This window comes from Ruegeria sp. AD9 (genome assembly GCF_056542305.1).
Genome location: NZ_JBQFZP010000002.1, coordinates 215497 through 239636, shown reverse-complemented (window position 1 = coordinate 239636; position 24140 = coordinate 215497). Strand labels below are relative to the sequence as shown.

At 58.1% G+C, this 24140-nt stretch carries 26 protein-coding genes and 1 other RNA gene; 19 read left to right on the top strand and 8 right to left on the bottom strand.

The window, feature by feature from the left end; genetic code table 11:
* Positions 1 to 49 precede the first annotated feature (49 nt).
* On the top strand, positions 50 to 382 hold the full coding sequence (locus ACR0AM_RS04190; RefSeq protein WP_480475761.1) for a GYD domain-containing protein: 333 nt from the start codon (positions 50 to 52) through the stop codon (positions 380 to 382).
* 6 nt (positions 383 to 388) lie between these two features.
* On the opposite strand, the gene rnpB is transcribed toward ACR0AM_RS04190, so the two are convergent.
* From rnpB to gatC, 5 genes are all read right to left on the bottom strand, one after another.
* Positions 389 to 786, bottom strand: an RNA gene (gene rnpB / locus ACR0AM_RS04185) — RNase P RNA component class A.
* A 124-nt stretch (positions 787 to 910) separates the two neighbouring features.
* Positions 911 to 1624, bottom strand: a complete 714-nt coding sequence (locus ACR0AM_RS04180; protein ID WP_480622202.1) for an N-acetylmuramoyl-L-alanine amidase — start codon at positions 1622 to 1624, stop codon at positions 911 to 913.
* A complete protein-coding gene (locus tag ACR0AM_RS04175; protein ID WP_480475757.1) occupies positions 1581 to 2285 on the bottom strand; it encodes a hypothetical protein in 705 nt (234 codons plus the stop codon). The genes ACR0AM_RS04180 and ACR0AM_RS04175 overlap by 44 nt, the downstream gene beginning before the upstream one ends.
* 39 nt (positions 2286 to 2324) lie before the next feature.
* Entirely contained in the window at positions 2325 to 3812 is a 1488-nt protein-coding gene (gene gatA, locus ACR0AM_RS04170; protein WP_480475755.1) for an Asp-tRNA(Asn)/Glu-tRNA(Gln) amidotransferase subunit GatA, read from the bottom strand.
* 3 nt (positions 3813 to 3815) lie between these two features.
* Positions 3816 to 4103 (bottom strand): Asp-tRNA(Asn)/Glu-tRNA(Gln) amidotransferase subunit GatC, encoded by a 288-nt coding sequence (gatC, locus tag ACR0AM_RS04165; protein ID WP_209504627.1) that lies wholly within the window; start codon positions 4101 to 4103, stop codon positions 3816 to 3818.
* Positions 4104 to 4331: 228 nt separating this feature from the next.
* Here gatC and ACR0AM_RS04160 point away from each other — a divergent pair, with 228 nt between their 5' ends.
* Both ACR0AM_RS04160 and ACR0AM_RS04155 read left to right on the top strand, forming a co-directional pair.
* Entirely contained in the window at positions 4332 to 4490 is a 159-nt protein-coding gene (locus tag ACR0AM_RS04160) for a hypothetical protein (RefSeq protein ID WP_209504628.1), read from the top strand.
* Between the two features lie 157 nt (positions 4491 to 4647).
* Positions 4648 to 5211 (top strand): DUF4202 domain-containing protein, encoded by a 564-nt coding sequence (locus ACR0AM_RS04155; protein WP_480622201.1) that lies wholly within the window; start codon positions 4648 to 4650, stop codon positions 5209 to 5211.
* Between the two features lie 75 nt (positions 5212 to 5286).
* Here the strand turns inward: ACR0AM_RS04155 and ACR0AM_RS04150 are convergent, their stop codons facing one another.
* A complete protein-coding gene (locus ACR0AM_RS04150) occupies positions 5287 to 5958 on the bottom strand; it encodes a ceramidase domain-containing protein (RefSeq protein ID WP_480622200.1) in 672 nt (223 codons plus the stop codon).
* A gap of 59 nt (positions 5959 to 6017) precedes the next feature.
* Between ACR0AM_RS04150 and ACR0AM_RS04145 the strand changes: the two genes are divergently transcribed.
* A complete protein-coding gene (locus ACR0AM_RS04145) occupies positions 6018 to 6710 on the top strand; it encodes a metal-dependent hydrolase (protein ID WP_480622199.1) in 693 nt (230 codons plus the stop codon).
* Positions 6711 to 6717: 7 nt separating this feature from the next.
* Entirely contained in the window at positions 6718 to 7689 is a 972-nt protein-coding gene (locus tag ACR0AM_RS04140) for an adenylate/guanylate cyclase domain-containing protein (RefSeq protein WP_480622198.1), read from the top strand.
* Between the two features lie 25 nt (positions 7690 to 7714).
* Here the strand turns inward: ACR0AM_RS04140 and ACR0AM_RS04135 are convergent, their stop codons facing one another.
* Positions 7715 to 8173, bottom strand: coding sequence for a nucleoside deaminase (locus ACR0AM_RS04135; protein ID WP_480622197.1), 459 nt, complete (start codon positions 8171 to 8173; stop codon positions 7715 to 7717).
* Positions 8174 to 8234: 61 nt separating this feature from the next.
* On the opposite strand from ACR0AM_RS04135, the gene ACR0AM_RS04130 reads away from it, so the two are divergent.
* The 14 genes from ACR0AM_RS04130 (at position 8235) to ACR0AM_RS04065 (ending at position 23201) form a co-directional block, all read left to right on the top strand.
* Positions 8235 to 9050 carry a pseudouridine synthase gene (locus tag ACR0AM_RS04130; protein ID WP_480622196.1) on the top strand — a complete coding sequence of 272 codons (816 nt, stop codon included), beginning with the start codon at positions 8235 to 8237 and terminating at the stop codon, positions 9048 to 9050.
* 175 nt (positions 9051 to 9225) lie between these two features.
* Positions 9226 to 10140, top strand: coding sequence for a 5-bromo-4-chloroindolyl phosphate hydrolysis family protein (locus ACR0AM_RS04125; RefSeq protein WP_480582819.1), 915 nt, complete (start codon positions 9226 to 9228; stop codon positions 10138 to 10140).
* 30 nt (positions 10141 to 10170) lie between these two features.
* Positions 10171 to 11361 (top strand): toxic anion resistance protein, encoded by a 1191-nt coding sequence (locus tag ACR0AM_RS04120; protein WP_480493721.1) that lies wholly within the window; start codon positions 10171 to 10173, stop codon positions 11359 to 11361.
* 49 nt (positions 11362 to 11410) lie between these two features.
* Positions 11411 to 12331 (top strand): DUF2927 domain-containing protein, encoded by a 921-nt coding sequence (locus tag ACR0AM_RS04115; RefSeq protein WP_480622321.1) that lies wholly within the window; start codon positions 11411 to 11413, stop codon positions 12329 to 12331.
* A 22-nt stretch (positions 12332 to 12353) separates the two neighbouring features.
* Positions 12354 to 13499: an SPFH domain-containing protein gene (locus ACR0AM_RS04110; protein ID WP_480493719.1), complete on the top strand. Its 1146-nt coding sequence runs from the start codon at positions 12354 to 12356 to the stop codon at positions 13497 to 13499.
* Positions 13500 to 13546: 47 nt separating this feature from the next.
* The gene (locus ACR0AM_RS04105; protein ID WP_480475731.1) at positions 13547 to 14650 is read left to right on the top strand and encodes a TFIIB-type zinc finger domain-containing protein; all 1104 of its coding nucleotides are present in this window, start codon (positions 13547 to 13549) and stop codon (positions 14648 to 14650) included.
* Between the two features lie 65 nt (positions 14651 to 14715).
* The gene (locus tag ACR0AM_RS04100; RefSeq protein ID WP_480537382.1) at positions 14716 to 15384 is read left to right on the top strand and encodes a nitroreductase; all 669 of its coding nucleotides are present in this window, start codon (positions 14716 to 14718) and stop codon (positions 15382 to 15384) included.
* Between the two features lie 41 nt (positions 15385 to 15425).
* Positions 15426 to 15863 (top strand): D-aminoacyl-tRNA deacylase, encoded by a 438-nt coding sequence (dtd, locus tag ACR0AM_RS04095; protein ID WP_480622195.1) that lies wholly within the window; start codon positions 15426 to 15428, stop codon positions 15861 to 15863.
* Complete coding sequence (locus ACR0AM_RS04090) at positions 15863 to 16966, top strand: glycerate kinase type-2 family protein (protein ID WP_480622194.1); 1104 nt, start codon at positions 15863 to 15865, stop codon at positions 16964 to 16966. Before dtd ends, ACR0AM_RS04090 begins: the two co-directional genes overlap by 1 nt.
* A 234-nt stretch (positions 16967 to 17200) precedes the next feature.
* Positions 17201 to 18787 carry an ABC transporter substrate-binding protein gene (locus tag ACR0AM_RS04085; RefSeq protein WP_480506188.1) on the top strand — a complete coding sequence of 529 codons (1587 nt, stop codon included), beginning with the start codon at positions 17201 to 17203 and terminating at the stop codon, positions 18785 to 18787.
* 15 nt (positions 18788 to 18802) lie between these two features.
* Entirely contained in the window at positions 18803 to 19759 is a 957-nt protein-coding gene (locus ACR0AM_RS04080) for an ABC transporter permease (protein WP_480622193.1), read from the top strand.
* Positions 19759 to 20574 (top strand): ABC transporter permease, encoded by an 816-nt coding sequence (locus ACR0AM_RS04075; RefSeq protein ID WP_480475720.1) that lies wholly within the window; start codon positions 19759 to 19761, stop codon positions 20572 to 20574. Before ACR0AM_RS04080 ends, ACR0AM_RS04075 begins: the two co-directional genes overlap by 1 nt.
* Positions 20571 to 22208, top strand: a complete 1638-nt coding sequence (locus tag ACR0AM_RS04070) for an ABC transporter ATP-binding protein (RefSeq protein ID WP_480475718.1) — start codon at positions 20571 to 20573, stop codon at positions 22206 to 22208. The genes ACR0AM_RS04075 and ACR0AM_RS04070 overlap by 4 nt, the downstream gene beginning before the upstream one ends.
* 156 nt (positions 22209 to 22364) lie before the next feature.
* Positions 22365 to 23201, top strand: coding sequence for an alkaline phosphatase family protein (locus tag ACR0AM_RS04065; RefSeq protein ID WP_480475716.1), 837 nt, complete (start codon positions 22365 to 22367; stop codon positions 23199 to 23201).
* A gap of 10 nt (positions 23202 to 23211) precedes the next feature.
* On the opposite strand, the gene ACR0AM_RS04060 is transcribed toward ACR0AM_RS04065, so the two are convergent.
* A complete protein-coding gene (locus tag ACR0AM_RS04060) occupies positions 23212 to 24135 on the bottom strand; it encodes an alpha/beta hydrolase (protein ID WP_480516138.1) in 924 nt (307 codons plus the stop codon).
* Between the last annotated feature and the right edge of the window lie 5 nt (positions 24136 to 24140).

Below are 24140 nucleotides of genomic sequence, written 5' to 3'. Positions count from 1 at the left end.
GGTCGGCTGACTGAAAGGCCCTGTAATTTTCGTTAATACGGAGGTTCCAATGCCCATTTTCATTACCTATGCGACTTACTCGCAGGCTGGCGTCAAAGGCATGTTGCAAAAGCCCGAGAACCGCACCGGCCCGGTGAAAGCACTGCTGGAGAAAGTCGGCGGTCGACTGTTGTCCTTCTACATGACAACCGGCAGCAATGACGTGGTTGTGATCAGCGAAGCGCCAGACGGAACAGATGCTGTGGCGGTCGGCATGGCAGTCGCGGCATCGGGTGCGGTCACGAACATAGAAACGGTTCGCGCCTGGACCGCGGACGAGTTCGTTTCGGTCACTGAGAAAGCCGCAAGGTTGACGGGGACGTACACGCCGCCCGGAGGATAAGAGGATACGCGCGGAGGGCCTGTAAGCCGGATCTTGTTCCGGGGTTGCCCCCTTCGATGACCATTCCTCTAGGCCGTGCATTGCTGCACGGCTCAAGCTGCCAACCCGGTCCCTCTCGGCCAAGACGCACTTAGCGGCGGTATCGGCTTGCGCCGACCGGCCCGCGTGGGGACCCTATTTGGCATTGCTCCCGGTGGGGCTTGCCGTGCCGCCACTGTTGCCAGCGGCGCGGTGGGCTCTTACCCCACCGTTTCACCCTTACCCGGGGCCGAGGCCCTGGGCGGTCTGATTTCTGTGGCGCTTTCCGTCGGGTTGCCCCGCCCGGGCGTTACCCGGCACCGTTGTCTTGTGGAGTCCGGACTTTCCTCTCGGGCGTACGCCCCAGCGGCCATCCGGCCCTCCGCGCCTGGGCTGGGTAGGCTTTGTGGTCTGCGGCGTCAAGAGCTGACGGATCAGAGAAGGGGCCAGCCCCTTCTTGGCCTGCGGCCAATTCAACCCCGGGATATTTTTGGCCAGATGAAGAGCGGATCAGGTTGTTGTGTCCGACGGGGTGAGCGCATTCATATCCGCCATGTCCAGCGGACCTTTCGCCCAGGGTCGAAATCGCAATCGGACAGCGGCCAGCAGTTTTGCATCGTCCACGGGGGCGGTGAAACCTGCCATCCGAGCAGAGGCGCGAAATGCTTCTGCATCAGGTGACATCGGATCAACTCCTGTGCCGCGCGGTTTGGCCAGCGCTTGCCTTTCGAGCCTGTTCCAGTCGAAGCGCGGCCCAGGGTCGGATTTGCGCCCGGGCGCCATGTCGGAATGTCCGATGACCCCGGACGGCGTAATGGACCAGCGGGTCATGATCAGGGGCAACAGCTGTTCCAGCACTGCCATTTGCGGCTGCGAGAACGGATGTTTGCCGGTGTTATCCAGTTCGATCCCAACCGAGCGCGAGTTGATGTCGTCCTTGCCGCCCCATTCCCCTGCCCCGGCATGCCAGGCGCGATCTTCTTCCCGCACCATTTGCCAAAGGGTGCCGTCATTGCCGATCAGGTAATGAGCCGAAACCTCGGAAGCCGGGTCGCACAGGCGATCCAGAGCCGCCAGTGCACTGTCCATGGCCGTATAGTGGATCACGATCAAGAATGGCACCAACCCGCCCCGGCGCTTGCCGAAATTCGGAGACGGATGCCAGATCGGCGTCAGGGCGTCAGTTGTTAACGGCACTGCGGAACGGGCTGGGGTCCCAGCCACAGGCATAGCCGTCGCCGTCCGGGTCCAGACCCTTGCGGTCACGTTGCGGACCGCCGTTGGACAGGAATTCGATCTGAGCCTGATCCGGTGACGGGAATTGCGCACAGTTCCGCTGTGCCTTGGCTTGCAGATTGAAACCAGAGCGGCTGTAGAGTTGCGTGCCCACCGGATTGGAGGTGCTTAGCGCATATTGTACGATATTCGGCTGGCCGCTCGCTGTGCGCTCAGGCACGGCGGTTGGTGCGACAACTTCGTAGGTCTGGCGGTTTTGTTCAATCCGCGCGGCATCGGATTGGATGCTGCGCCTCTCGGATACGGCCGCGAAGTCCTGCTCGTCAGAGATCGCACTGCTGCTGGAGCCGGAAGCCGGCGACGCGGGGACCGCGGATTGCCCAGACGTGCTGGCCAACGCTGCGGCAGTCTGGTTGGCGATGTCCGCATTCTCACCCGTTGCAAAGGTTGATGCTCCTGACGCGCCCAGTGGTTGCTGGGAAACATCGACCGGAGCCAGCAGCGGATTGACCGCTCCACCCTGCCCGGCCAATTGAGCCTCGCGCCGCGCCTGATATTCAGGCGTGTTGAAACCCGTGCTGGTCAACGGCGCGACATTGGTGCAGGCCGCAGCCAGTGTCAGGGCCGGGACCAAAAGCAAAACACGCATTGTTTGGCTCCGTTTTTGGTAATCCACTTTCCCGAAGGCTTACCACCATTTGCCGGGCTTGGCCACAAATCCGGCTGCGTTTTCCAGCGCATAAGCGGTGTTGAGCAAGTCACCTTCTTCCCACGGGCGCCCGATCAGCTGCAACCCCAATGGAAGACCTTGTGCATCCAGGCCTGCGGGGACCGAGATACCGGGCAAGCCCGCGAGGTTCACGGTAACCGTAAAGACGTCGTTCAAATACATCTGAACAGGGTCCGCCTCGGTCATTTCCCCCAGACCGAACGCCGCCGAAGGGGTTGCCGGTGTCAGAATGGCATCGATGCCCGCGGCAAACACGTCTTCGAAGTCTTTCTTGATCAGGGTCCGGACCCGGCGCGCGCGGTTGTAATAGGCATCATAGAAACCTGCGGACAGCACATATGTGCCGACCATCACGCGGCGCTGCACCTCGGGGCCAAAGCCTTCGGCGCGGGTCTTTTCGTACATCTCGGTGATGCCATCGCCCTGCGCCAGCTGTGCGCGGCGGCCATAGCGAACACCGTCATAGCGGGCGAGGTTCGAAGATGCCTCGGCCGGGGCAATCACGTAATAGGCGGGCAGCGCGTATTTGGTATGCGGAAGCGAAATATCGACAATCTCGGCACCCGCGGCTTTCAGCATCGCTGCGCCATCGGCCCAGAGTTTTTCGATCTCGGCGGGCATGCCGTCCATACGGTACTCTTTCGGGATACCGATCTTCTTGCCCTTGATGTCACCAGTCAGCATGGCCTCGAAATTCGGGACGGCCAGTTCGGCACTGGTCGAATCCTTGGGGTCATGCCCGCACATGGTTTCCAGCATGATTGCTGCATCACGTACGTTCTTGGTCATTGGTCCTGCCTGATCCAGCGAGGACGCGAAGGCGACGATGCCCCAACGAGAGCAACGACCATAGGTGGGTTTGATGCCCGTGATGCCAACAAAGGCCGCAGGCTGGCGGATCGAGCCACCGGTGTCGGTACCTGTCGCCGCCAGGCACAAATCAGCAGCCACGGCAGACGCAGAGCCGCCAGAGGAGCCACCCGGTGTCAGATGCGCATCATCGTTGCCACGGCGCCACGGGCTGACCGCATTGCCATAGGTCGAAGTTTCGTTGGACGATCCCATGGCGAATTCGTCCATGTTCAGTTTACCCAGCATCACCGCGCCTGCGTCGGCCAGTTGCTGTGAAACAGTGGATTCGTATTCCGGCTTGAACCCTTCCAGGATTTTCGACGCCGCCTGCGACGGCACACCCTTGGTGCAAAACAGATCCTTGATACCGATCGGCAGGCCACACATCGACGGTGCGTCGCCACGCTGGATACGCTCATCCGCGGCCTTGGCGCGTTCCATCGCAATTTCCGGCGTCTTGTGGACAAAAGCGTTCAGCGCATCTGCCTCGTCAATGGCTTTCAGGCAGGCGTCGGTCAACTCGACAGATGTGACGTCACCGGAACGCAGGGCATCGCGCGCCTCGGCCAGACCCAGTTTGTTCAAATCGCTCATGTCTTACTCCACCACTTTGGGAACTGCGAAGAACCCTTCGCGGGCGTCAGGCGCGTTGGCCAGAACCTTGTCCTGCTGGTTGCCGTCGGTCACCTCGTCCTTACGGCGTTTCAGCCGCATCGGCGTGACCGAGACCATCGGCTCGACACCGTCGACGTCCACTTCGTTCAGCTGTTCGATGAACCCAAGGATGGTATTGAACTCGGATGCCAGCGCCGGCAGCGCGTCATCCTCGACCTTGATCCGGGCAAGTTTGGCCACTTTGGCGGCGGTGCTTTGGTCAATCGACATCGGCTTCCCTCATCTACGTTATGGGGCGTTTACCTGTCTGTCGCGGCAGTCGCAAGACCGCTGCGCCACAGGCCGTGGCGAGTTTTTGATCCCCCACATGACACCCGCCATTCAAAACTGAATGAGTGGTATGCAAAAAAGTAAACTGATTAGTTCAATATTGATCTTGAAAACTGAACTATACTGTTCATTTCTAATTGTGCGACACAACGCAAACCGGAGAAAACCATGAAACCCCTGATGATTGCCGCAGTCTTGTCCGCCACCTTTTTGGCCGCACCGGCCATGGCCTTGGGTATCGACACAAGCAACCTGACACGCACGTTGACCTTCCCGTCGCCTGTGACGGAACCGGTCACACAGGACAAGGTTAAGCCTGCAAAGTGACGCGCAGGTTCCGGCCGGGTCGGATTTCCCCTCTCTGACCCGGCCAAAGCGCATATTCGAGGGTGCACAGCCCAATCCGAGTCGTTAGCATTGCTGCAAATACCAAAATGGAACTGCATAAGGCACTTGCGGCTCCAATAAGCCAGTGGAGCAGCTGATGAACACGCAAAAACAAGCGGTCTTGGATGCCATCGATGCGGCCAACGCAAATGACCCCAACCGCGATGATGGCCGCCCCGAAGCGCAGCTTTACGGCGAGCGGATGAGCGCAGAGCTTGACCGACTGTTTCCGGGCGCGTCCGACGCCTTGCAGATTGCGGCGCGTGGTCAACATGTGGAGCGGTGGAAACTTGCCCGCAATGAATTCCCGCAAGGCCGGGCGGGTTATCTGGCCTGGCGCAAGGCGCAGGGTGTGCATCACGCGGATGTGGTGATGAGTTTGATGACCCAAGAAGGCTATGACGCCGAGCAGGCCGAAGCCGCGGGTCGCATGTTGCGCAAGCAAGGCATCAAACGCGATGCAGAGGTGCAGGCGCTGGAAGATGTGATCTGCTTTGTATTTCTGAAATGGTATTTCCAGCCCTTTGCGGCGAAACACTCAGCCGAGAAAATCCAAAGCATCGTTGAGAAGACTGCCCGCAAGATGTCGCCCGAGGGCCGCGCACGGGTTTTGTGCGAATTCGACCTGCCGGATCATCTGGCCGCGGCCTTTCAAGACTGAGAAAAGGGCCGCGCCGTTTCACCGACCGAATCATAAGTCTGAAGGATGGTCACGACAGGCCTCCCCGACATATGCTCATGATCCACGAGTTTGGGTGAAGCGGCCCCTGATGAGGGCCGCACGATACACTTCGATCATCCAGCCCAGCATAATAGCATTCAGGATATGCCACATGAAATGTGTCCCCACCGGCCATTGGCCGCAGAAACGCATATCGAGGGCACGGAAGGTAATCGACAAGATCAGGATCAACGCCCCGATTGTCATTCCTTTGGCCAGAATCGGATCACGGCCGCGCAACGCAACAGCATAGATCAGGATCAGCAAAGCGACCGCCGCATAAACCGCCGAACCTCCAAGCCCCGGAACCTGTTGGAAAAGTGGGACAGCAGCAGCCGCATAGGGAAGAAAAAGAAGCATTCCCCCGAACGCCAGCCCCAAAGGCATCCTCCAGATGTTTTTGTTCACCGCAAAGATATAGACCAAAATGAACGACAGTATGGGCGCGACATCCGCCAAAGCCGCCCATACCTGCGCATGCGTGTGAAACAGGTAACTGCCAAACCCGATGATCGCCAGAAGCGCCACCAGAACCTTGGCCAGCGGCATGTTCTGATTGCGCACGCGCCGCCACATGACCCATGCGCAAATCAGAAAAGCAGCGTTTGTGACCGCGTTAACGGGCTCTGCCCAGTAGGCTGGAGACAGCCGCTCGCAGTACCCGTCTATTTCACGAAACCAATCCATGGAAATTTACTTATCCGATGTTAGGCTGCCGCCAACAGAATGATTGGGAGGAAATAATTATGAACATTATCTGGTTGGGCCATGGAAGTTTCCGTATCGAAACCCAGGGAAAGGTGCTGCTAATCGACCCCTGGCTGACCGGCAACCCGGTCTTGCCCGAGGAACAGCATGACGCCGCCGTTGATGGCGCCACCCATATCCTTCTGACCCATACACATTTTGACCATGTCGTCGACGTTCTGCCTTTGGCCAAACACCTGAAGATTCCGGTTGTGGGACAATATGACCTGATGGGGTACTGGGCCGAAGCCGAAAGCATCGAGACCATTGGTTTCAACAAGGGCGGTACGGTCAACCTGAACGGGGTCAAGGTAACAATGGTCCCGGCCTCTCACAGCTCGACATTTTCGACACCGGATGGCCTGCGCACGGGCGGCAGCGAGGTCGGCTTCATGATCAGTACCGAGGGCCGCATGGTCTATGTATCAGGTGACACGGATATCACGGCGGATATGGACTGGATGGGGGATTACTACAAACCCGATATCGGCATCCTGTCCGCAGGTGGGCACTTCACCATGGATATGAAAGGCGCCGCCTATGCAGCCAAACGATACTTCAACTTCAAAACTGTGATCCCCTGCCACTACAAGACCTTCCCGATTCTTGAGCAATCCGCTCAGGCGCTGGCAGGTGCTTTGCCGGGTGTAGACGTCATCGAACCGCAGGTTATGCAGGCGATAAAGCTGTAGGGATGATATGACCAGCGACATTGTCCCTTCACCTGAACTGATCGCAGTTGTACGGCGATGGAATCAAGCCGTTCATGACAAGGATCGGGCTGTGCTGGTCAATATGTTGTCATCCTCGGAACACCTGCGGTATCAGGGCTCGGCGGATGAAGAGGCATGGTCCGGGCAGGTGTTTCGCCGTGGCTTCGCGGATCACACCAAGGAAATCCCGGACTATGACTGGCAGGAACATTCACTGGAAGCTTTTGAATGTGGGGATGTGGGCTGGGCATTTTGCGAAGCGACGCTGACCTTTCATTCGAACGGCAATTCAGCCTGGCACCGCTTTACATTTGTACTGCATCTGGAAGACGGCGTCTGGAAAATGGTGCAGCTGCATGTGTCCAACCCAACCTCGAACATGGAAAAGATCGGCATCGAACATGCGGCGTTGAATGCACTGATCGAAGCCGCAAAGCAGGAGTTCACACAGGATCAGACCGAGGGAACCGCCTCGGTCATGTTCACTGACATTGTCGGGTCGTCAGATATCACCCGGCAATTGGGCGACAAGAAATGGGCCCAGCTTATTTCCGGTCATTTTGATCTGACTGAAAACCTCATCCACGCCCATCAGGGACGGCTGGTCAAATCCCTTGGGGACGGCACGATGTCGATCTTCCCAACGGTTCAGGATGCAATCCAGGCAGCAATCGAGCTGCAAAGTAAGAACGCGTTGGCAAATGCCGAAACACCTCTGGGTCTGCGGATTGGAATTCATACAGGCGACGTCATACAGAAAGATGAGGATTTCTTCGGGTCCGTCGTCAATAAGGCCGCGCGCGTGACAGACGTAAGTGGCCCGAATGAAATTCATGTCACCGACGTGACCAGATTGCTGGTCAGCCCGGAGGGCGGTCTGAGGTTCAGCTCGCCAAAATCGGTCGCACTGAAAGGGTTCGGCGGGCAGCAGACAGTGTATCGCCTGGACTGGAACTGACAGTGGCCGTCCTGTCAGATCACGGTCATTTTTCTATTCGTTTTTCCGCGAAAAAATCCAGCAGCAGGTTTTCACATTCTTTGGCGGCTATGCCGTCATAGACCTCGGGCTTGTGATGTGCTTGCGGGTGGGAAAAAACCCGCGCGCCATGGGCCACGCCGCCGGATTTGGGATCGGACGCCCCATAGTAAACGCGCCGGATGCGCGCGGCCGCCAGTGCCGCTGCACACATGGCGCAGGGTTCCAGTGTCACATAGATATCAAATCCGGGCAGTCTTTCAGATCCGGCATAGGCACAGGCCGCGCGCAAAGCCAAGATTTCTGCATGCGCAGTAGGATCGTTCAACTCACGCGTCCGGTTTCCTGCCGCCGCCACAACAGAGCCGTCCGGCCCGACAATGACCGCGCCAACGGGCACTTCGCCGCGATCCGCTGCAGCGCGCGCCTCACGCAGTGCCTGTTCCATATGCGATTTGAACATCATGCCCCTGACTGCATCAGAAACCTGCCTTTCGCAAGCGCGCGGGATAGGGTATGGCCCAGACATGAACAAGACCCCTCCTCCCGGCGACCGGATCGCCAAAGTCCTGGCCCGCGCCGGCGTCGCGTCGCGGCGCGAGGCCGAGCGCATGATCGAAGCTGGCCGCGTGGCCGTGAATGGCAAGGCCATCGACAGCCCCGCCCTGAACGTGACGGCGAAAGACAAGATCGTTGTCGACGGTAAACCGGTCTCGGAACCGGAACCCTCGCGCTTGTGGCTGTATCACAAGCCTGCTGGGCTGGTCACGACAACCCGCGACGAAAAAGGGCGCGATACGATTTTCGACAAGCTGCCCGAAGACATGCCGCGGGTGATGAGCGTTGGCCGGCTTGACCTGAATTCCGAAGGTCTGCTGCTGCTGACTAATGATGGTGCTATCAAGCGCAAGCTTGAACTGCCAGCGACCGGCTGGTTGCGCAAATACCGTGTGCGGGTAAACGGCCGCCCGAAAGACGAAGATTTCGAACCGCTGCGCAAAGGGCTGGTGATTGAGGGAGAGCGGTTCCAGCCGATGACCGTCACGCTGGATCGCCAGCAAGGGGCCAATGCCTGGCTGACCATCGGTCTGCGCGAAGGAAAGAACCGTGAAATCCGCCGCGCGATGGAAGATATCGGTTTTAATGTGAACCGTTTGTTGCGGGTTTCTTACGGACCGTTCCAATTGGGCAATCTGAAGCCGGGCGAAGTCGAAGAAATCCGCCGCCGCGTTATGCGCGATCAACTTGGCCTGGATTCGGATGCCAAACCCGAAGCGGCCCCCAAACGCCCGACGCGACCACAAAGAAAACGCCCGCCCATCGGCAAGAATCCCCGCAAGTGATGCAGGTTCGGCAACCTTCCCCCTAGCGCCAAGCATGCGTATCCCCTAAATTTTCTGTGATTGCTGCTATTTGGGGAGCGTGATGTCCGGAAGCGGAGTGCAAAAATTCGCCTACGCCGTATTGCTGGTGCTTTTGTTTGGCGTGTGCACAGGCGTGCTTGGGGGCTTGTAACGCATGGCAAAGCGATTTGGCGGCAAATACAGCCCTCAGGACAATGCGTCCGGTGACACTCTTCAGCCCCGTGGACAATTCGATGGCGCGCGGGTCGAACCTGCGGGTGCACGGGCCAATGTCCTGTTCATACCGGCGATCCCATTGGTATTTCTGTCGCTGAACGACGGCGCGATTGGCATGACCATTGGTCTGATCGCAGCTGGCCTGCTGACGGCAGCTGCGTTTTTGCTGCGCGAAGGTCTGCGGGCCGAAGCCGCGTTTAACGCCCGTAAGGCTGCCCGCCGGCCTGCGTTTCCCCGTAAAATCTTTGCCAGCCTTCTGACAGGTCTGGGCGCCGCTCTTGCGTCCTATCGGACCGAGTTTCTGAATGCGGAAACGGCGTCGCAAGTCAGCCTGCTTGCCCCTGTCTTGTTCGGCGCGGCAGCAACCGTGCTGCATTCGGCCTCCTTCGGGTTTGACCCGATGAAGGACAAGGGCATGGAAGGAATTGACACCTTTCAGCAAGATCGCGTTGCCCGGGTCGTTGAGGATGCGGAAAACCGTCTTTCCGAGATGACGGACGCCATCAAACGTGCGGGTGATCGCCGGATCGAAGCCCGTTTGGAACGGTTTCAGGACACTGCACGTGACCTTTTTCGAACGGTCGAGGAAGACCCCCGCGATCTGGCGGGCGCGCGAAAATACATGACGGTTTATCTACAGGGCGCGCGTGATGCGACGGTCAAGTTCGCCGATGTCTATGCCCGGACCCGCGATGCGCAGGCGATGACGGACTACGTCGCGCTGCTGGATGACCTAGAACAGAATTTCGCCGCGCGTACGCGCAAAATGCTATTGGATGACCGCAGTGATCTGACGGTCGAAATCGACGTGCTGCGCGAAAGACTGCAGCGCGAAGGCGTCCGGTTGGACTGACCGGCCATTATTTGAGCGAGGAACATCCCCATGTCCGATGAGATCAAGAACAAGGCGGCTCAGGCCGAAACACTGGTGCAGGAAGTCATCGCAGTTGCCCTGCCCGAACCAAAGGCCGAGGTTATCTCGCTTGAAGAAGCCGACGAACCAGTGAGTGCCGAGATCCGCAAGCGCATGGACGAGATCGACATAAGCAACACCAATTCGATTGTTGCTTTCGGATCTTCCGCTCAGGCCGAATTGCAGGAAATCAGTCAGGCCATGCTGGCGGATGTGCGCAACAAGGATGTTGGCCCCGCAGGCGACAGTCTGCGCAATATCGTGACCACGATCCGCGGATTTTCGGTCAGTGAACTGGACGTGCGCCGCGAGCGCAGCTGGTGGGAAAGGCTGCTGGGCAGGGCCGCGCCATTTGCAAAGTTCACCGCTCAGTTTGAAGAAGTTCAGGGGCAAATCGACCGCATAACCGACGATCTTCTGGGGCATGAGCATACACTGCTCAAGGACATCAAATCGCTGGACCTGCTGTACGAAAAAACACTGGGCTTCTATGATGAACTGGCGCTGTACATCGCGGCGGGTGAAGAAAAGCTGACCGAATTGGACAGCCACGACATCCCCGAAAGGGAAGCTGCTGTTCAGGCCGCGCCAGAAGAAGAACAAGTGATGAAAGCACAGGAACTGCGTGACATGCGCGCCGCGCGTGACGATCTGGAGCGCCGCGTGCACGATCTGAAACTGACCCGTCAGGTCACGATGCAGTCGCTGCCTTCGATCCGGCTGGTGCAGGAGAACGACAAGTCTCTGGTCACAAAGATCAACTCGACGCTGGTGAACACCGTGCCGCTGTGGGAAACGCAACTGGCACAGGCCGTTACCATTCAGCGCAGCGCCGAAGCTGCCGCCGCGGTGCGCGACGCCAACGATCTGACCAACGAACTTTTGACCTCGAATGCTGCCAATCTGCGCCAGTCGAACAAGATGATACGCGAGGAAATGGAACGCGGCGTGTTCGATATCGAAGCTGTCAAAAAGGCCAACGCAGACCTGATCGGCACCATCAACGAAAGCCTTGCCATTGCGGATGAAGGAAAAGCCAAACGTGCCGCGGCCGAGGCCGAGCTGCAGAAGATGGAGGTGGAACTGCGCGACACTTTGGCGTCTGCCAAGGCGCGGCGGGATGGAATCGGCGATAACGCCGGCACGGCAGTTCCTGGCTAAAGGCGGGAGTGGCGTGAAGGCCTACGAATATCTGAAAAAGGCGCTGGGGATGGCGGCGTTTTTGGCTTTGGCCAATTGCGATGAAACACTGACTTCCTCGATTCCACCGCAAGCGCTCCCAGCGCCTGTTTCTGTTGCGGCGAATGCCTATGTACCGCCCTCTGCCGCAAGTCAGGATCTGGCGCGGTTTTACCAGCGTGTCGAACGCGACCTTCTGGTGCGGGGGTTATTGCGGACAGACGGGGGCGGCCCTGATACACCTTATGACGCCCAGGATCTGGCGCGAAATTTCGAAACGATTGCGTTCTACAGCGAATATCCGACCCAAAACGTTTCCATCGGTTCGCGCCAGACAGACGGGCAGCTCAGCCGGTGGTCGGGGCCGGTGCGCATCCAGACCGAGTTTGGGCCTTCCGTGCTGCCCGCCGTACGGCAACAAGATGCGGAACGGGTTCAATCCTTTGCGTCGCGCCTGGCGAGGCTGACGGATCATCCGATTTCCGTGGTCTCCCGAAACGCTAACTTCCACGTCTTCTTCGCGGGCAAGGACGACAGCGCCTATGTGGTGTCCCGACTGAAACAGCTGATCCCGAATATCAGTCAGGCTTCGCTTGATCTGGTCGCAAATCCGAGATCGAATTTCGATTGTTTTGTTTTTGCCTCGGCGACAACGGCCTCTCCGTATAAATATGTACGCGCCGTTGCGTTGATCCGGGCCGAATTGACTGATCTGGTCCGTCGCAGCTGTATCCACGAAGAAATCGCACAGGGGCTGGGATTGTCGAACGACAGCCCGGCAGCGCGCCCATCGATCTTCAATGATGATGACGAGTTTGCCCTGCTGACGAGCCATGACGAAAAACTGCTGACAATGCTTTATGACAAGCGGCTTGAGCCCGGCGTGACAGTCGATCAGGCCCGCCCCATCGTGCAAGTCATTGCCCGGGAATTGATGGGGCAGCCGCTCTGACCCCAAGGACAGGAGAACCCAAATGGGAATATTCGATTTTCTGACCGGAGAATTCATTGACGTCATCCATTGGGTTGACGACACTCGCGACACCATGGTCTGGCGGTTCGAGCGTGAAGGCCATGAAATCAAATACGGTGCCAAGCTGACGGTGCGGGAAGGTCAGGCGGCAGTATTTGTGCACGAGGGGCAGCTGGCGGATGTGTTCACGCCAGGTCTCTATATGCTTGAAACTAACAACATGCCGATCCTGACCACGTTACAGCACTGGGATCATGGCTTTCAGTCGCCGTTCAAATCCGAGATTTACTTCGTCAATACGACCCGGTTCAACGACCTGAAATGGGGGACTAAGAACCCGATCATGTTGCGCGACCCCGAGTTTGGGCCGACCCGCATTCGTGCCTATGGCACCTATACCGTGCGCGTAAAAGACCCGGCCAGGTTCCTTGTGGAAATCGTTGGAACCGACGGCGAATTCACCATGAACGAGATCAGCTTTCAGGTCCGCAACATCATCGTGCAGGAGTTCAGCCGCGTTATTTCGGGATCTGGCATTCCCGTATTGGACATGGCAGCAAACACGGCTGATCTGGGCAAACTGATCGCGGCCGAAGTTTCCCCGGTGCTGGAAGGTTATGGGCTGGAAATGCCAGAATTCTACATCGAGAATATTTCGCTTCCGCCAGCGGTCGAGGCCGCTTTGGACAAGCGAACCTCGATGGGGTTGGCCGGAGATCTGGGTAAATTCACACAGTATTCCGCGGCGGAGGCGATGACGGCTGCGGCCAGCAACCCCAACCAAGGCGGTGGCATGGGCGCAGGTCTTGGCATGGGAATGGGCATGGCAATGGCACAGCAGATGTCAAACATCGCAGCAGGCCAGCCAAGCGGCCCGTGGGGAGCGCCCGCCCCCGCTGCCCCGCGACCGGCAGCCTATGTGGCCCCGCCGCCGCCACCGGTCGAGCATGTTTGGCATATCGCCGTAGATGGGCAGACCAGCGGCCCGTTTTCCAAAGCCAGGATGGGCAGAATGGTCAGCGAGGGCGATCTGACGCGCGACACCTATGTCTGGACCGCGGGCCAGGACGGCTGGAAGAAGGCCGGAGACGTGCAGGAACTGGCGCAGTTGTTCACCATTCTGCCGCCACCGCCGCCGGGGGCCTGACCAAAACGCGATACTCCTCCATCTGTCCTGACACTATTGGGTAATGTATGACACACGCCCCTGACCTTGCAGAGCACCGCTTCCCCTGCCAGCAATGCGGCGCAGATTACCGGTTCAGCCCTGGCGATGGTACGCTGACATGTGATCATTGTGGTCATTCCGAACCCATCGGATCGGGTCCCTGGCAAGGTGCCAGCCTGCGCGAACTGGATTTTGACGCGGCCATTGCGGATCGTCTGCCTGACAGCGAGCTGGAACAGACCCGCGTTCTGTCCTGTCCGAACTGCGCGGCGCAGGTTGAATTCGACCCCAATACGCACGCTGCGGAATGCCCGTTCTGTGCCACGCCGGTGGTAACCGACACCGGTGTGAACCGGCATATCAAACCGAAGGGCGTTCTGCCTTTTGCTTTCGACGAGCGCGAGGCGCATAAGGCGATGAGCGATTGGCTGGGGCGGTTATGGTTCGCGCCAAACGGGTTGAAGGATTATGCCCGCAAGGGCCGCAAGATGCAGGGCATCTATGTGCCTTACTGGACCTTTGATGCCGACACCAAGTCCACCTACCGTGGTGAGCGCGGCGTGATTTATTATGAAACCCACACCGTGATACGGGACGGTAAACGGGTTCAGCAACAGGTGCCAAAAGTGCGCTGGTCGCCCAAATCAGGTCGTGTTGCGCGGTTTTTTGATGACGTTCTGGTGCTGGCCTCGCAGTCGCTGCCCAAGGCTTACACTGACGCGTTACAGCCTTGGGATCTGCCGGCACTTGAACCTTACCAGCCAGAATACCTCGCCGGGTTTCGCGCCGAGGCGTATACGGTTGAACTCAAAGAGGGCTATACCGAGGCCCGCGCGCATATGGCGCGCGTGATCGAACGGGATGTTCGCTTCGATATTGGGGGTGACAAGCAGCGTATCCACGCGGTGGACACCGAGGTGCGCGATGTCACCTTCAAACATATTCTGCTGCCGATCTGGATGGCGGCTTACAAATATCGCGGGCAGACCTATCGATTTGTGGTGAACGGTCGAACCGGGCGGGTTCAGGGGGAACGTCCCTGGTCAGCCATCAAGATCACGATTGCCGTTGTTCTGGGCCTGCTTGTTGCCGGGGTTGTCGGGTATCTGGCAGCCAACGGGCAGCAATAGCAACTGCTTGTACATCTCGCGCGGCATGATCATCCTAAGGGTCGGAACATAACAACGAGGCGCTAGTGTCATTTGCAGAACTGAATAACCTTCTGGAGAAACGCCATTCCTGCCGGGCCTTCATGCCCGACCCTGTACCAAAGGAGCAGATCGAACAAATCGTGGCCAGCGCGGCCCGGGTCCCAAGCTGGTGTAACGCGCAGCCGTGGCAATTGGTGATCACAAGCGGCGCAGAGACCGACAGGTTCCGCGCGGCGATGCAAAACGAAGCTGAAACAGGCGCACCGGCCCCCGATCTTCCGTTTCCCGCGTCATATTCAGGCGTCTATCAAGACCGCCGCCGCGCGTGCGGTTGGGCGCTTTATGAAGCAGTCGGTGTGGAACGCGGGGACCGGGCAGGATCGACCCAACAAATGATGCGCAATTTCGCTCTGTTCGACGCACCGCATTGCGCCATCGTCTCAAGCCCGACGGAACTTGGACCATATGGCGCAATGGATTGCGGAGGGTTTGTTACGGCTTTCTCGTTGGCAGCGCAGGCGTTGGGCGTGGCAACCATTCCTCAGGCCGCATTAGCTGCGTATGGCCCGTTCCTGCACAGATATTTTCAGATCCCGGAAGACCGCCTGATCCTGTGCGCGATTTCCTTTGGATATTCCGACAGAAAGCATCCCGCAAATAACTTTCGCACAGATCGTGCCGCGCTGGGTGACTTTGTCGACTGGCGCGGCTAAACCATCGCTCAGGCAAGATAATCGCCAAGGGGGGGAACCGCGTGCGCGCATTGCTGCAAAGAGTTTCGCAAGCCAAAGTATCGGTCGATGGCAATGTCATTGGCGCATCCGGTCCGGGGCTTTTGATTCTTGTCTGCGCCATGCAGGGGGACGATGAAACCCAGGCTGAAAAACTGGCCCGGAAAACCGCCAGACTCAGGATTTTCAAGGACGATGCGGGCAAGATGAACCGATCGCTTCTGGATGTAAAAGGGTCAGCCTTGGTGATCAGCCAGTTTACATTGGCGGCAGATACAACAAGCGGTAACAGGCCGGGGTTTTCAACTGCAGCACCGCCCGAACTGGGCGAGCATCTGTATAACACCTTCGCAAACTACCTTGCTGCGCAAGGTGTAGCGGTGGAAACTGGACAATTCGGGGCCGACATGGCCGTTGAACTTGTCAACGACGGACCGGTTACAATCTGGGTGGAGACTTGATGGATACTGAAAAGCAAGCCGTTCAACTTTGGCGCGCCGGGGTTGAGGCCGTTGATGGATACACCGCCACCGAAGCTGCTCTGCACGACATCCCGAATCCGGATCGTATCCTGGCCGTAGGCAAGCCCGCCGCCGCCATGGCACGGGCGGCCTTGGCGCGGTTCGGCACGGTTCCCACGCTTGTTGTGACCAAGGACGATCACGGCCGTGACTTGCCGGACACTGTCGAGGTGATCGAAGCCTCGCACCCGGTTCCGGACAACCGCAGCCTTGCGGGCGGGCGTGCTCTGCGTAAGGCGCTGGAACAGATGGACCCCGGATCACATGTGCTGCTTCTGGTGTCGGGTGGCGCATCCTCGTTGGCCGAAGACCTTTTGCCCGGAAAATCACTGAGCGATCTCGAAGCATTGAACCGCAAGTTGCTTTCAGAGGGGATGGACATCGGTGCGATGAACGCTGAGCGGCGCAAACTGTCCCGCATCAAAGGCGGGGGGTTACTGTCGCACTTTGCGGGCGCGCGCGCGACCGTTCTGGCCATCTCGGACGTACCGGGCGACGACCTCAATGTCATTGGATCGGGTATCGGCGCTTTGCCTTCCAGCCACACATTTGGAGCCACCACGCGGATCGTGGCCTCGAACGCCCATGCCCGCAATGCGGTTGTGCAAGCCGCCGAAGCAGCTGGGCTAAAGGTTTGGGCCAATGAAGAGGCGCTGCATGATGACTATCTGAAGGTCGCCGCACACCTTGGCCAACTGCTGCGCGGAATGGAAAAAGGCGTGATGGTCTTCGGTGGGGAACCGACTGTGGTCTTGCCGGATCACCCTGGGCGCGGTGGACGAAACCAAGCGCTGGCACTTGCGCTGGCGCAGGAGATTGCCGGGCAGCCAAACCTGACAGTTGTTGTCGGCGGAACGGACGGCACAGACGGACCGACCAATGCGGCAGGGGGAATCATTACCGGTGCAACATGGAACGACAGCGGGATGACCGCGCTTATAAATGCTGACAGCGGGTCGTTTCTGGACAAAGCCCAAGCCTTGCTGACAACCGGGCCAACTGGCACCAATGTCATGGACTTGGTTGTCGCAATACGTGGATGATTTGGCGTATTTCATGCCGCCCCGGACCGTAAAGGCTCGGAAACTGGTCTGAAACACGATTGTATCATAGTATTCTTGTGGAAAGGGCCTCGCACCGAACAAGGTTACTTGCGCTTCGACCTTCGGCAATGAGGAGAAATACCCTTGCCCGGCTCGCTGAAATAAGCCAACGTTGACTCATGCGTCAACAAAAACCCGAAAAGGGTTAAAACCACTCGATAGGGAGAATACTCGATGAACGAACAAATCACGCATATGGCCGGTCAGGTCACAGCCGGAAAAATGACCCGCCGCGAATTCATGGGGAAAGCCGCAGCTCTGGGTGTTTCGGCTGCGATGGCCAGCACAATGTTCGCAGACGCCGCTCGGGCTGCTGGCCCGAAAAAGGGCGGTGATTTGAAATTTGGTCTTCAGGGTGGTGAATCCACTAACTCTCTGGACCCGGCGACCTACGCAAGCTCTGTTCCCTTCCAGAACGGCAAACAGTTTGGTGACCAGCTTGTCGAAGTTGCACCGGACGGTTCGATCGAGCCTCGTCTGGCGGAAAGCGTTGAAGGCAGCGCTGATGCCAAGGTTTGGACTTTCAAGCTGCGTCAGGGTGTCGAATTCCACAACGGCAAGACCATGACCAGCGAAGACGTGCTGAAAACCATGCAGCGCCACTCGAACGAAGACTCCAAGTCCGGTGCCCTGGGCATTATGAAGGGCATTGAGTCAATGAAAGCTGACGGCGACAACTTCCAGGTCACCCTGACCGAGCCAAACGCCGACCTTCCCTATCTGATGGCCGATTACCACCTGATCATTCAGCCTGATGGCGGTATGGATAATCCAGGGGCAGGTATCGGGACTGGACCGTACAAATTGGAAGTTGACGAACCCGGTGTGCGTCACTTGTTTACAAAGAACGAAAACCACTGGAACAGCGATTACGGCAATTTCGACAGTGTCGAAGTCATCGTCATCAACGACGCAACTGCGCGTACCGCTGCCCTGCAATCCGGACAGGTCCATGCGGTCAACCGCGTGGAACCCAAAGTTGCCGACCTGTTGGGCCGCGCACCCAACCTGACCGTACATTCAACCGCTGGTCGCGGTCACTACGTCTTCATCATGCATTGCGACACGGCACCGTTTGATAACAATGAACTGCGCACCGCGCTGAAATACGCCATCAACCGGGCAGACCTGGTAGACAAGGTTCTGCGAGGCTACGGTTCGATCGGTAATGATATGCCGATCAACGCGGCCTACCCACTGTTTGACGAAACAATCGAGCAGCGCGAATTCAGCATCGAAAAAGCAGCCGAGCACTACAAGAAGTCCGGCCATGATGGTTCGCCGATCATCCTTCGTGTCGCAGATGGCGCGTTTCCAGGTGCGGTGGATGCCGCTGCCCTGTTCCAGCAGACGGCCGCGCAGGCCGGTATTCCACTGGAAATCAAACGTGAGCCCAACGATGGCTACTGGTCCGAAGTCTGGAACGTCCAGCCCTTCTGTGCGTCGTACTGGGGTGGTCGCCCTGTACAGGACCAGATGTATACTACCGCTTACCTGTCAACTGCGGATTGGAACGACACTCGTTTCAAAGTTCAGGCCTTTGACGATCTGTTGTTTGCGGCGCGTGCAGAGTTGGATGCAGAAAAGCGCAAAGGCATCTATAGCCAGATGGGACGTATGGTCCGCGACGAAGGCGGCTTGATTTGCCCGATGTTCAACAACTTTGTTGAAGGCGTCAGTAATCAGCTGGATGGTTGGGAATCAGACCCGAACCAAGAGATGATGAACGGCAACATGTCCCGCAAAATGTGGTTCGTCTAAAACGGGCCACGGATCATGCATCCTATCATCAAACTGGTTTCCCAGCGCCTTGCGCTGGGACTCCTATTGCTGTTTGGCGCTTCGGCTCTGATTTTTGGCCTGACCGAAGCCCTTCCCGGAGACGCAGCGCAAGCCGTCCTGGGGCAGTCCGCAACCCCAGAGGCCCTTGCAAACCTTCGCGAAGAAATGGGCCTGAACCGGCCTGCCCTGACCCGCTACTTCGAATGGCTGGGCGGTATCGTTCAGGGTGATCTGGGTCAGTCCCTGACCAACAAGCTCGACATTGCTGAAAGCATTGGCAAACGGTTGGGCAACACATTGTTTCTGGCATGTGCCGCAGCCGTGGTTTCGGTTCCGCTTGCCATCTTTCTGGGCCTGGTGGCGGTCCGCTACCGCAACCGCTGGCCGGACAAGCTGATCTCAGCTGTCACGCTTACGACAGTGTCAATACCAGAGTTTCTGATCGGCTACGTGGTGATCTACTATGTTTCGGTAAAGCTGGGCTGGTTTTCCTCGCTTGCGATGATCAATGACTCGATGTCATTCGGGCAAAAACTCAATGCGATCGCATTGCCCGCTTTCGTGCTGACGCTGGTGGTCTTGGCGCAGATGATGCGCATGACCCGCGCGGCGATCCTCAACCTGATGCAGTCGGCCTATATCGAAACAGCGGAACTGAAGGGGTTGTCAAACTTTCAGGTCATTGCGCGACACGCCTTTCCGAACGCGATCTCACCCATTGTAAACGTGGTGATGCTGAACCTGGCCTATCTGGTCGTGGGCGTTGTCGTGGTCGAAGTGGTGTTCGTTTATCCCGGCATGGGACAATACCTGGTGGACTCGGTGACCAAGCGTGACGTGCCGGTCGTGCTGGCGTGTGGTGTGGTCTTTGCCGCCGTCTATATCGGGCTGAACATGGTGGCCGATATCGTGTCGATCCTGGCCAACCCAAGACTGAGGCATCCGAAATGATGAAGAATATTCCAATTTCGGCGATGATCGGTCTGTTTTTCACAGGTCTCTATTTCTTTGTCGCCTTAGCCGCGCCTTTGATTGCGCCCTACGGCATGGCCGAAGTGGTTGGCGATGTGTGGGAGCCATCAAGCGCCGAACACCTGTTGGGCACCGACAATATAGGTCGGGATCTGCTGACACGCATGATCTACGGCGGGCGTACGACGATCTTCATTGCGGCTGCGGCTACGATCCTCAGCTTTGTAACCGGCACGTCGCTGGGTTTGCTGGCTGCGGTTCTGGGCGGTTGGGCTGATCAGGTTCTCAGCCGGGCAGTTGATCTGGTCATGTCGATCCCGACCCTGATCCTGGCACTGGTCATTCTGGCCATTGTCCCGGTGACAGTCCCGATCCTGATCCTGGTGATGGGTCTTCTGGACGCGACACGCCCGTATCGCCTGTCGCGGTCGGTTGCCGTCGACATCAACGTGATGGATTATGTCGAGGCCGCCAAGTTGCGCGGCGAAGGCCGTGCCTGGATCATCTTCCGTGAAATCCTGCCAAACGCCCTGTCGCCTCTGGTGGCCGAGTTTGGGCTGCGGTTTATCTTTATGGTCCTCTTCATCTCGACCCTTTCGTTTCTGGGGCTGGGCGTTCAGCCACCGCTGGCCGACTGGGGCGGCATCGTGAAGGAAAACAAGGACGGCATCGTTTATGGCATCGGCGCAGCTTTGTACCCAGCTGTGGCCATCGCGACGCTGGCGATCTCGGTCAACCTTGTCGCTGACTGGGTCCTGAACAGAACCACATCGCTGAAAGGAGGCCGGGGATGAGTGATACCCTTCTCAAGGTCCGTGACCTCAAGATCGGTGCAACGGTCTATCCACCGGGTGAAAAACCCCATGACATCGAAATCGTGCACGGGGTCAGTTTTGACCTCGAACGCGGCAAGGTGCTGGGCCTGATCGGAGAATCCGGTGCCGGTAAGTCCACCATCGGCCTCGCTTCTATGGCCTATGGCCGGGGCGGTGTTGAAATTACCGGCGGCGAGGTTTGGGTAAACGGGCGCGATATCCTGAAATCGTCGCATGGCGATATCCGCAATCTGCGCGGGGGTGAGGTTGCGTATGTGTCGCAATCCGCAGCCGCGTCGTTCAACCCGGCAAAGAAGATCATGGATCAGGTTGTCGAAGCTGCGGTCGAGCACAAGAAATTTTCGCGAAAAGAGGCCGAAGGCCGCGCGCGGGAACTGTTTGCCAAACTAGGCCTACCCGACCCGGATAATATCGGCGAACGCTACCCACACCAGGTTTCAGGCGGACAGTTGCAGCGATGCATGACGGCGCTGGCGCTGTGCCCTGAACCCGATCTGGTGGTGTTCGATGAACCCACCACGGCACTGGATGTGACCACGCAAATCGACGTGCTGATGGCGATCAAAGAAGCCATTCGCGATACCGGTGTTGCTGCTCTCTACATCACGCACGACCTTGCGGTCGTGGCGCAAGTCAGCGACGAAATCATGGTTTTGCGGATGGGGAATACGGTTGAATACGGGTCAACCGATCAGATCATCAACAACCCGCAGGAAGAGTACACGCAGGCTCTGGTCTCGGTCCGTTCGATCGAGCACGAGGAAAAACAGCCCACAGCGGAACCGCTGCTGAGCGTTGACGGTATCACCGCGCGCTACAAGGGGTTGAATTTCGACGTGCTGCACAACGTCAATGTCGAGCTTCATCCGGGTCAGACGCTGGCGGTTGTGGGTGAATCCGGGTCGGGTAAATCGACACTTGCCCGAGTGATCACCGGCCTGCTGCCGCCGCGCGACGGCGAGATTACGTTTGCCGGACGCAAGCTTTCGCCTGACCTTGCCGGACGATCCCGCGAGGACCTGCGCGAGTTGCAGATGATCTATCAGATGGCTGACGTGGCAATGAACCCGCGCCAGACAGTGGGTACGATCATCGGACGCCCGCTGGAGTTCTACTTCAACATGCGCGGTGCCGAAAAGCGCAAACGGGTCGTCGAACTGCTGGACGAGATCGAGTTGGGCGAGAAGTTCATCGACCGTTATCCGGCCGAGTTGTCCGGTGGCCAAAAGCAACGCGTCTGCATCGCGCGGTCACTGGCAGCCAAGCCCAAGATGATCATCTGTGACGAAGTGACATCGGCGCTCGACCCGCTTGTAGCGGACGGTATCCTCAAACTGCTGCTGGATTTGCAGAAGATCGAGGATGTGGCCTATCTGTTCATCACCCACGATCTGGCGACGGTTCGGGCGATCAGCGACAGCATCGCGGTGATGTATCAGGGACGCGTGGCCCGTTATGGTCCAAAGAGTCAGGTGCTCAGCCCGCCATTCGACGACTATACAGACCTTCTGCTGAGCTCGGTGCCCGAGATGCATCTGGGCTGGCTGGAAGAGGTCGTTGCCCATCGCAAAATGGAAAGTGCGGGGAACTGATCTCTGCGCCTGTAACATCACTTTGAAGAAATGGATTCCCGGCGTTTTGCACCTTGGCTGACGTCGGGAATTTATTATTTGGGACGCGATTTGGCAGGCGCGTGGTTTCAACTCGCGTATCGTCCGCATGAAATACTCAGATCAAAGGGCCAAGCCATGGACCGTAAACTACTATTGATCATTCTGGACGGAGTACCATACCGGAATTTCCGCCGCCTGTTCGGCAACCTCGAAGGCTGGGTCGACAGCGGCGAAGCTCGGGTGTGGAAGCACCGCGCAGTGCTGCCTTCAACTTCGGCCAGTTGCTATGCATCGATCCATACGGGCGTAACGCCGCAAGAACACGGCTGCACCGGAAACGGCAACGTCTTTCGCCTGAGCCATAAGGATGTCTTTAGCCAGGTACGTGAGGCCGGCGGCGTGACTGGGGCTGTCACACACAGTTTTTGGTCGCAGTTCTTCAACCGTCACCCGTTCGACTATGTCCGCGACGTCGAATATGACGAGCCAGAGAGCCAGACCATCAATCACGGTCGCTTTCACAGCATGACCGGCTACGGCAAAGACAACCAGATGACCCCGTCCGACGTCGATCTATTTGCCACCTTGACCAATCTGTGTCTGCGCTTTGGGCTGGACTATGGCATCCTGCACACCTGTACACTGGACAGCATGGGTCACCGTTTCTATCACGACTGCGAAGAAATGGATCATGCCTGCTTTGTTGCAGACGAGATGCTGGCCCCGTTCATCCCTCGCTGGCGCCAATTGGGGTATGAGGTGATCGTCACCGCCGATCATGGCCAAGACGAGCGCGGACACCACGGAGGGCGCAGCCCCCTGCAACAGGAAACCGCGCTGTATTACTTCGGCGATGCCGACGGGCCTGACGTAGAAACCGTAATCGACCAGATCCAATTGGCCCCGACCATTCTGAGCCGATTGGGTGCGCCCCTCGCAGACACGATGAGGGCTAAGCCGTTCCTGATGTAACTGACTCACTTCAGTCGTAGGGCCAGATCTCTTGCCCCAGTGCTTCGATAGCGACCGAGATCCGTTCGAAGCTGTCTGCTGCGCGCTTTACCGAGGTTCGCGCACGTAGGTACCCATGAACAAGGCCAGGTTCGTTGATCCAATGGGCCTGACCACCAGCCGCGCTTATCCGCTCGCAATAGACCTTCCCGTCATCGCGGAGCGGGTCACAGTCAGCGGTAATCACAACAGTTGGCGGCAGTTTCGAAAAATCATTGTCCTGTAGCGGCGCATAAGTCGGATCGCCTTGCGGCTGGGCGCCTGTGTATCGGACGGTTTCATAGAATTTGATGTCGTCCAGTGTCAGTAAAGGAGCATGGGCGTGCTCAAGATATGAGCCGCGCGATTGATCTCCGCCAAGGCCGGGGTAGATCAGGACTTGCCCCAGAATTTTGTCCAGCCGCCCGCGCGCATGGTGGGCAATAGCTGCTGACAAATTTCCTCCCGCGCTGTCCCCGGCCAGAACCAGCGGGTCGCCATACTCGACCGCCGCCCATTTCACAGCCGTCCAGCAATCCTGGAACTGCGCTGGATGCACATGTTCAGGACACAGCCTGTAGTCGACTGAAACGACGCGGTATCCCGTCTGCGCACAAAACTCGGCACAGACATCATCGTGGCTGTCCAACCCGCCAACGACAAAGCCACCACCATGAAAATAGACAACCGTTCGGGTCGGATGCCCGGCGGTATAATGGCGGACCGGCACGCCATCGGCGTACAGGTCCTGGGTTTCGACACCGGCAGGGCGCGGTTGGCGAAACTGCTTGCACATCGTGTCATAGACCCGACGCTGGTCCTCGATGGACAAATCGACCGCATCATCCGGATAGCTTTCGGCCGTGCGGCGTATGAACGCCCAGGTTTCTTCGTCGATCAGGCGTTCATAGTCCATTGTTC

Excerpts from the sequence above, each read along its gene's own strand:
- ACR0AM_RS04105 (WP_480475731.1), top strand. The coding sequence starts at position 13,547 with ATGACACACGCCCCTGACCTTGCAGAGCACCGCTTCCCCTGCCAGCAA.
- ACR0AM_RS04150 (WP_480622200.1), bottom strand. The coding sequence starts at position 5,958 with ATGGATTGGTTTCGTGAAATAGACGGGTACTGCGAGCGGCTGTCTCCA.
- ACR0AM_RS04175 (WP_480475757.1), bottom strand. The coding sequence starts at position 2,285 with ATGCGTGTTTTGCTTTTGGTCCCGGCCCTGACACTGGCTGCGGCCTGC.
- gatA (WP_480475755.1), bottom strand. The coding sequence starts at position 3,812 with ATGAGCGATTTGAACAAACTGGGTCTGGCCGAGGCGCGCGATGCCCTG.
- ACR0AM_RS04130 (WP_480622196.1), top strand. The coding sequence starts at position 8,235 with ATGAACAAGACCCCTCCTCCCGGCGACCGGATCGCCAAAGTCCTGGCC.
- ACR0AM_RS04115 (WP_480622321.1), top strand. The coding sequence starts at position 11,411 with ATGGCGGCGTTTTTGGCTTTGGCCAATTGCGATGAAACACTGACTTCC.
- ACR0AM_RS04070 (WP_480475718.1), top strand. The coding sequence starts at position 20,571 with ATGAGTGATACCCTTCTCAAGGTCCGTGACCTCAAGATCGGTGCAACG.
- ACR0AM_RS04160 (WP_209504628.1), top strand. The coding sequence starts at position 4,332 with ATGAAACCCCTGATGATTGCCGCAGTCTTGTCCGCCACCTTTTTGGCC.
- ACR0AM_RS04155 (WP_480622201.1), top strand. The coding sequence starts at position 4,648 with ATGAACACGCAAAAACAAGCGGTCTTGGATGCCATCGATGCGGCCAAC.
- ACR0AM_RS04060 (WP_480516138.1), bottom strand. The coding sequence starts at position 24,135 with ATGGACTATGAACGCCTGATCGACGAAGAAACCTGGGCGTTCATACGC.
- ACR0AM_RS04135 (WP_480622197.1), bottom strand. The coding sequence starts at position 8,173 with ATGATGTTCAAATCGCATATGGAACAGGCACTGCGTGAGGCGCGCGCT.
- ACR0AM_RS04090 (WP_480622194.1), top strand. The coding sequence starts at position 15,863 with ATGGATACTGAAAAGCAAGCCGTTCAACTTTGGCGCGCCGGGGTTGAG.
- ACR0AM_RS04065 (WP_480475716.1), top strand. The coding sequence starts at position 22,365 with ATGGACCGTAAACTACTATTGATCATTCTGGACGGAGTACCATACCGG.
- ACR0AM_RS04110 (WP_480493719.1), top strand. The coding sequence starts at position 12,354 with ATGGGAATATTCGATTTTCTGACCGGAGAATTCATTGACGTCATCCAT.
- ACR0AM_RS04080 (WP_480622193.1), top strand. The coding sequence starts at position 18,803 with ATGCATCCTATCATCAAACTGGTTTCCCAGCGCCTTGCGCTGGGACTC.
- ACR0AM_RS04085 (WP_480506188.1), top strand. The coding sequence starts at position 17,201 with ATGAACGAACAAATCACGCATATGGCCGGTCAGGTCACAGCCGGAAAA.
- ACR0AM_RS04125 (WP_480582819.1), top strand. The coding sequence starts at position 9,226 with ATGGCAAAGCGATTTGGCGGCAAATACAGCCCTCAGGACAATGCGTCC.
- ACR0AM_RS04190 (WP_480475761.1), top strand. The coding sequence starts at position 50 with ATGCCCATTTTCATTACCTATGCGACTTACTCGCAGGCTGGCGTCAAA.
- ACR0AM_RS04075 (WP_480475720.1), top strand. The coding sequence starts at position 19,759 with ATGAAGAATATTCCAATTTCGGCGATGATCGGTCTGTTTTTCACAGGT.
- ACR0AM_RS04145 (WP_480622199.1), top strand. The coding sequence starts at position 6,018 with ATGAACATTATCTGGTTGGGCCATGGAAGTTTCCGTATCGAAACCCAG.
- gatC (WP_209504627.1), bottom strand. The coding sequence starts at position 4,103 with ATGTCGATTGACCAAAGCACCGCCGCCAAAGTGGCCAAACTTGCCCGG.
- ACR0AM_RS04140 (WP_480622198.1), top strand. The coding sequence starts at position 6,718 with ATGACCAGCGACATTGTCCCTTCACCTGAACTGATCGCAGTTGTACGG.
- ACR0AM_RS04120 (WP_480493721.1), top strand. The coding sequence starts at position 10,171 with ATGTCCGATGAGATCAAGAACAAGGCGGCTCAGGCCGAAACACTGGTG.